Genomic DNA, 6,597 nt, shown 5'->3' with positions numbered 1-6,597 from the left:
TTATGAAAAAGGGGTGAAGGTTTTGACTAAAGAATTAGAACAATTGCAACCTTTCAACGCAGCGTTCTGAAACTTTGCCCAAATGGGATGTGACGGTTCTACCCTCCTAGCTGGCATCTTATTTTTACGCAAGTCCCTTATGGCGCAATTCTATTTTTTGATGGAGTAAGCACTCCACCTCAGATAGCCGTTTTTAACGCCAATGGTGGGACGGGAAATGTCTCCGTTCAAGCCGCAGGGACACCAGTAATGGGAGGTGCTAATGGGGGACTTTTCTTTGATGTTGCTCCTGGTACATCTCTTTATACGGCTCGAGATGGTTCTAGTGTGGAAGTAGTAGGATTTACGATTGATTCCATTACCCCAGGGGCAGATATGGTTTCATTCTTAAACATAGGAGCTAATAGTATAAACGACACAACAGCGACATTAAGCCTTAAATTTACACCAGCAAATGCCGTCCCCGAACCCACCTCCATCCTCGGCCTACTCGCTCTCGGCACCCTCGGCGCAGCTTCAACCCTCAAGCGTAAACTAAAACCCTCTAAATCCACCGAAAAAGAAACCACAAAAATAGGCTAAATTGCCTCTAAAAATACCATAAATGCCCCTTCAATCTTCAATCAATCTTGAGGGGGTTTATTTTTTCCTTTCGCTTATCAAACAACTATTACCTCGTTGCTAGGGTCTCCCTGGCAACGCATTTCCAGAGGTTCTACCTTGGCACGAGACAAAGCATTGATGATCACACAAAGTCGAGAAGAACCCAAATAGCCAATTTACTGCCACAATAGGAGTAGTTTATTCTTCTCTCCGAGTTAAAAATATGCAAGTTAAAGAGCTAACCGTTGAAGAACTCAAGCTCCTCATTCAAGAAACTGTTGCCGAAACTATCCAATCTATCTTACTCGATCCTGACCAAGACAAAGAAGTGAAACCTGAAGTTAAGCAACAACTTCTTGACTCTCTAAGACGGACTGAAATAGGAGAAAAGGGGGTTTCAGCCGAGGAAGTAGCCAAAAAATTAGGATTAAACTGGTAATGGCTTACTTGGTAGAATTTAGCTGCGAAGCAATCGCTGATTTAGAAGCACTCGCTCCTATCATTCAAGAGCGAATTTTGCGGAAAGTTCGCTGGTTGTCGGATAATTTTGAAAATGTTAGTCCTCAAGCTTTAAGTGCTAATTTGAGTGGTCTTTTCAAGCTTCGAGTCGGTGACTATAGAATTATCTATTCTTTTGCACCCGAAGCAGAACGCATTACCATCCACAAGGTTGGACATCGCCGAGATATCTACAGTTGATAAAATACTGTGTTTGAGAGTAAGTGGTTTCTTTGCTTAACATGATTTTTAAGGGAGACTTGTACAACCTTATTGTACAATTTCAAGCTCTTGAAGTCCCCAAAAACCCCAAAATCTCGATCGCTGGTTAGGGAGAAGAATGTAAAGATTTATTAAATTGTAGCTTTTGATACAGTTGCGAGGGGGAGGGAAATGTGTACAGTTTTGTTGTCTGCCTTTGGTCTTGGGTTAGGCTGTTGCTTGACCTGGCTGCGAGGAGCGGCTAAGTAGGTCATTACTTTTGAAAACTGGTATTATTGTTAGGAAACTCACATCCATGATAAGTAAAAAACAATCAGAAAACAAAGTTAATGCTCTTACAAAAACGCTGTCTTCTTTGGGCATCTTAGCTGGAGTAACTATTGCGGCAACAACCCTACAAGCAACATCAGCCAGTGCAGCAACAGTTGTTTGGACGGATTGGACATCAGCAACGACAGGTACAAGTGGATCAGCTACGGGAACCATTGGAACCATCACAGTAAACTATACTGGGGATGTCTTTTTTGCACAAACAGCAGGTGGAACTAACTACTGGGAGCCATCGCCTGGAATTCCTTATATTAACAACAGTGTGATCAGTAATGCACCACCAGCAAGTGACATAATTGCCTTAAACACTGCAACGACTGGTTCGACAACAAATAAGCTGACTTTTTCGCAACCGATCACCAATCCTATCATGGCTATTAATAGCATGGGACAACTAGGTATAACTGTTAGCTATACTTTTAATACACCGTTTAATATCCTTAGCTTTAACAGTACTATTACAAATAATCCTGCTTACTGGGGTTATGGGCAATTGACACAATCAGGAAATACTTTAATTGGGACAGAAGGAACTGGGGCTATTCATTTTATTGGAACGTATTCATCCATTGAATTTAGTGTTGATAACCCTGAAACTTGGCATGGGTTTACAGTAGGTAAGCTAGAACAAGTCCCCGAACCCACCTCTACCTTCAGCCTACTCGCTCTCGGCACAATCGGCGCAGCTTCAACCCTGAAGCGTAAACTAAAACCCTCTAAATCCACCGAAAAAGAAACCACAAAAGTCGGCTAAATTGCTTCTAAAAATACTATAAATGCCCCTTCATTCAGTCAGTTGAGGGGGGTTGTTTTTTGTGTATTGTTTATTGTCTATTATTTAATTGTTGCTAACTAATACTAAATCCAGTTATTAAAGACTGATTATCTATTCCTCCTTTTGCCTTTTGCCTATCCTGATATGTAGCCTATACTCAACGGGTTTAGTATAATTGACAACAAGAGCGTTTTTTGTGGTAAGATAGTCAGCCTAGTGTAAATATGGTAAAAGTTGAAATGTCTATCACCCATATTAATAATCTTCAAGACCAGATTTTGCAAAGTATTAAGACTTTACCGCTAGAAAAACAGCAAAAAGTCCTTGAATTCGCCCAATCCTTACAAGGAAATTCACGTTTTCAGAAATGGGATAATATTTCAGATGCAGAAGCACAATCGTTACAAAATGAATTTGCTCAAGAGGATATTAACTTTTCAGAAAGTATTTTACCCGATTATTTATCTCACCTTGAACAAGAGGATAAGAAATAAATGCGAGGCGATATTTATCTAGCTGATTTGAATCTGAGTCGTGGTTCAGAACAAGTCACCAGTCACGAGTAGGGTGCGTTCCCTGATGCCATCCTTGTTACTCCATCGTTTGATCGTGGGGAACGCACCATCTTTAAGTTAACCGAGCAGTATTGACGGACCGGCCATCACTCCGGCAATTTGTCGGTCTAACTGTTCTAAATTTTCCGCCGGTTCAAGGCAGCATAACCCTTGACAAATTAACCCAAATGTGCTATGCGGCAAACTGGCATCGACTCGATAGACCGCAGTGGGCAAATAGCGACTTAACAGAGGATCGATCGAGCTTTCCGGGGCGCGCAGGCAGAAACCGTGACGATAGTGATCGAGGGCGACAAATAAACTGGGGCAAGCGGTGGGGGACTGTTCTAGGATGGTACTAAAAGATTGCAAGGCCTTTTCAGCCCGATCGAGATATTCTAGATTTTCCGTCAATCGCGACAGACGAACTAAATTAGCGATCGCAATTCCGTTGGCCGAAGGGGTGGCATTATCCGTATAACCCCGTTCTCGCACGATCAGATCGAGACTATGATCAGAAGCGGTATTAAAATATCCCCCCTCATCCTCGGCCCAAAACCAGCGGTCGAATTCCCCTTGTAGATCGATAGCCGCCTCTAACCAGCGAGTTTCTTGGGGATTAGCCGTTTGCAAGTCCAGTAAAGCCTTAATAAAATAGGCAAAATCCTCCGATTGGGCCAAAACCGAGGCCTGACCCTGATAATTCAAGCGCTGAAAACGTCCATCTAACCACTGATGCTTGAGAATAAACTCGGCCGCGACCGTAGCCATTTGCCAGTACAAAGGTTCGCTAAAGACGGCAAAGGCCCGGGCTAAACCAGAAATCATTAAACTATTCCAAGCGACGATCATTTTCGTATCCGTTACCGCCGGAATCCGTCCCGGCCAAGAGACGGTTTTCGCCTCTTGATTGTCTCTGGCCGGGGGAAAAAGAGCTAATTGGGCTTGAGAACTGCCATAACGCCGAATAAATAACTTATCGAGCATATTTTCTATCTCCTTCCCTAATTCTCCCCCTTGCCGACGTTGCAGGACATTACGACCCTCAAAATTCCCCTCGGCAGTGACGGTAAAATTAGCTTGCAGCAGCCCCAATTCCTCGGTCGAGAGATAATCCCTTAACTCTAAATCCGACCAGACATAAAAGGCCCCTTCCTCCGGTTCCCTATCCGTGGCATTCTCAAAACTATCGGCATCTTGGGCCGCATAAAAATAGCCTTCTGGGGCGGTCATTTCCCGTTTTAGCCAGTTAACCGTGCCTTTAATCCCTCTCTCAAAGGCCGCTTCTCGATCACCCGCACTCCACAAATTGGCTAAATATTCGACAATTTGCCCGTTATCGTAGAGCATTTTTTCAAAATGGGGAACTGTCCACGTCGAATCCACCGTATAACGATGGAATCCCCCCCCCACATGGTCATAGATTCCCCCTAGGGCCAGATCTTCCCCCCGTTGATAGGCCGCTTGCCGGAGGGAATCCTCAAAATCGTCCCCAAAGCGACTGCCCTGCAAAGCCAGATGAGAATATGGAATCATCGGAAAACTGGGCCGACCGTAGTTATTGGGATTAACCCGAATCACCGCCGTATTTGTCTCGATTCCTGTGGCTAAAAGGGAAGGAGCGGCTAAATTGGTCTCTGCTCGGGGTAAAATAGCTGATTGACGCAGTGCGCCCAGCATTTCGGCCGTAAATTTGCTTAATTTCTGCTTTTCCTCGTCATAATAACGACGTACCGATTGCAACACTTGCAGAAAACCGGGCCGGTTAAAGCGCGGTTGCACGGGAAAATAGGTGCCACCATAGAAGGGAATTAAACTATCCGGTGTTAGGAAGACATTCAGAGGCCAACCCCCTTGACCGACCATCATCTGCAATGCTTGCATATAGATACTATCGATGTCCGGTCTTTCCTCGCGATCAACTTTGATCGGCAAAAAATACTGATTGAGATAATCGGCAATGGCCCGATCGGAAAAAGCTTCTCCTTCCATAACCGTACACCAATGACAGCTAGAATAACCGATCGAGAGAAAGATCGGTTTATCTTCCCTCCTGGCAATTTCTAGGGCACTGTCACACCAATACCACCAATCGATCGGGTTTTCGGCGTGTTTTCGCAGGTAAAGACTTTCGGATGCAGCCAGATGATTAGCCATGGGAAAAGGGGTATTTTTGCTCTTGCTGCTTATTAGTTTAAGCTAATTAGAGACTAACCGGAATCAAGCCTCTGCTTATGCTGAAAACTTCGATCGCCCTAGGATTTTTTCTCACTCAATCTTTGCCCCTTAATCCGCAAGTGCAAGGGGTGGCTAATCATTTAATTGGGGTCATGGATACCAGGGAACAAGCGCAGACTAATCCCCGCATTGCTAAGGTGCAAATGACTACCTGTGCCGTGAATTTTTCCCCGAAACAGGATAGTATTTATCTTTATCAGGAACAGGCGATTATCGATCGCTTAAATCAACCCTATCGTCAAAGAATTTTAGTCATTCAACCTAGCCCCGATAATTCCACTGTGGAATCAAAAGCTTATAAGTTAAATAATGCCGCTAACTTTATTAATTTTTGTAACAAAGACTTGACAGAAAGAAAATTAAATGTATCAGATTTGGCCGAGTCGGTGTGTACTGTGTTTTTAAAACCGATAGCGGGGGGTTATCGGGGAGAAACTCCCCCCCAGGGTTGTCCCACTAATGCCAGAGGTGCGGTGAAAATAACTAATACAATTATTCTACATTCCCAGGGCATGGATACCAGCGATCGAGGTTATGATAGCCTTGGTCGGCAGGTATGGGGAGCGCAGGATAATTTCTATCAATTTCGCCGGCAAAAACCCTAAAATCGGCTTTCCTGTTTCATCGGAAATTTTGGGTCTGAAACCCCGCCGTTTTAGGTTGGCTTTGCTGTTAAATCTTAGCGCATTTACAAAATATGTGTTAGAATGTGAGACATGGAAAAAGCCTACTCGTTTCGATTTTACCCCACACCAAAACAAGAGTCGCTATTGCGGCGCACTTTGGGCTGTGTAAGATTAGTTTACAATAAAGCTCTCCAAGAACGAACACAAGCATGGTATGAAAGACAAGAAAGAGTAGGCTACGCTCAAACTTCTTCAATGCTAACCGATTGGAAAAAACAAGAAGAATTAAACTTTCTCAATGAAGTAAGCTGTGTACCTTTACAACAAGGGTTAAGACACCTACAAACAGCTTTTACTAACTTCTTTGCTGGTCGTACTAAGTATCCTAACTTTAAGAAAAAACATCAGGGAGGAAGTGCCGAATTTACCAAATCTGCTTTTAAATTTAAAGACAGACAAATCTATTTAGCCAAATGCACAGAACCTTTACCTATTCGATGGTCAAGACAAATCCCAGAAAGCTGTGAACCAAGCACAGTAACAGTCAGATTACATCCTTCTGGACGTTGGCATATTTCAATTAGATTTGATGACCCAACGATTAAGCCTCTACCAGTAACAGATAAAGCCATCGGAATTGACTTAGGAATTAGTAGCCTCGTGATTACCAGCGATGGCGATAAAGTGTCTAATCCCAAGCATTTTAAAAAGCATTATCGGAGACTGCGAAAGGCGCAAAAAAATCTGTCTA

Annotated in this window: 7 protein-coding genes and 1 pseudogene; 7 read left to right on the top strand and 1 reads right to left on the bottom strand. The window is 43.5% G+C overall.

What is annotated here, in order from left to right:
• Positions 1 to 456: 456 nt before the first annotated feature.
• The 5 genes and pseudogenes from IM456_RS07675 to IM456_RS07655 all read left to right on the top strand — a co-directional run.
• Positions 457 to 582 (top strand): annotated as a pseudogene (locus IM456_RS07675) (PEP-CTERM sorting domain-containing protein); the annotation flags it as partial.
• 244 nt (positions 583 to 826) lie between these two features.
• Entirely contained in the window at positions 827 to 1,042 is a 216-nt protein-coding gene (locus IM456_RS07670) for a hypothetical protein (RefSeq protein ID WP_002771553.1), read from the top strand.
• Positions 1,042 to 1,302: a type II toxin-antitoxin system RelE family toxin gene (locus IM456_RS07665; RefSeq protein WP_149988213.1), complete on the top strand. Its 261-nt coding sequence runs from the start codon at positions 1,042 to 1,044 to the stop codon at positions 1,300 to 1,302. The genes IM456_RS07670 and IM456_RS07665 overlap by 1 nt, the downstream gene beginning before the upstream one ends.
• Before the next feature lie 280 nt (positions 1,303 to 1,582).
• Positions 1,583 to 2,407 (top strand): PEP-CTERM sorting domain-containing protein, encoded by an 825-nt coding sequence (locus IM456_RS07660; RefSeq protein WP_253881438.1) that lies wholly within the window; start codon positions 1,583 to 1,585, stop codon positions 2,405 to 2,407.
• A 260-nt stretch (positions 2,408 to 2,667) separates the two neighbouring features.
• A complete protein-coding gene (locus tag IM456_RS07655; protein ID WP_149988212.1) occupies positions 2,668 to 2,922 on the top strand; it encodes a hypothetical protein in 255 nt (84 codons plus the stop codon).
• Between the two features lie 138 nt (positions 2,923 to 3,060).
• Here IM456_RS07655 and IM456_RS07650 read toward each other — a convergent pair whose 3' ends face one another.
• The gene (locus IM456_RS07650) at positions 3,061 to 5,139 is read right to left on the bottom strand and encodes a thioredoxin domain-containing protein (protein WP_149988211.1); all 2,079 of its coding nucleotides are present in this window, start codon (positions 5,137 to 5,139) and stop codon (positions 3,061 to 3,063) included.
• A gap of 77 nt (positions 5,140 to 5,216) precedes the next feature.
• Between IM456_RS07650 and IM456_RS07645 the strand changes: the two genes are divergently transcribed.
• Entirely contained in the window at positions 5,217 to 5,825 is a 609-nt protein-coding gene (locus IM456_RS07645; protein ID WP_149988210.1) for a chromophore lyase CpcT/CpeT, read from the top strand.
• 111 nt (positions 5,826 to 5,936) lie between these two features.
• Positions 5,937 to 6,597, top strand: a 661-nt coding sequence (locus IM456_RS07640; RefSeq protein WP_287712761.1) for an RNA-guided endonuclease InsQ/TnpB family protein, incomplete at its 3' end; no start/stop codon positions are given.

The organism is Microcystis sp. M079S1 (assembly GCF_020246425.1).
Lineage (GTDB): Bacteria > Cyanobacteriota > Cyanobacteriia > Cyanobacteriales > Microcystaceae > Microcystis > Microcystis aeruginosa.
The sequence above is the reverse complement of the archived record's forward strand: the minus strand, read 5'-3'. Positions and strand labels throughout refer to the sequence as shown.

Coding starts and splice junctions, on each gene's coding strand:
- IM456_RS07670 (WP_002771553.1), top strand. CDS start 827: ATGCAAGTTAAAGAGCTAACCGTTGAAGAACTCAAGCTCCTCATTCAA.
- IM456_RS07665 (WP_149988213.1), top strand. CDS start 1,042: ATGGCTTACTTGGTAGAATTTAGCTGCGAAGCAATCGCTGATTTAGAA.
- IM456_RS07655 (WP_149988212.1), top strand. CDS start 2,668: ATGTCTATCACCCATATTAATAATCTTCAAGACCAGATTTTGCAAAGT.
- IM456_RS07650 (WP_149988211.1), bottom strand. CDS start 5,139: ATGGCTAATCATCTGGCTGCATCCGAAAGTCTTTACCTGCGAAAACAC.
- IM456_RS07645 (WP_149988210.1), top strand. CDS start 5,217: ATGCTGAAAACTTCGATCGCCCTAGGATTTTTTCTCACTCAATCTTTG.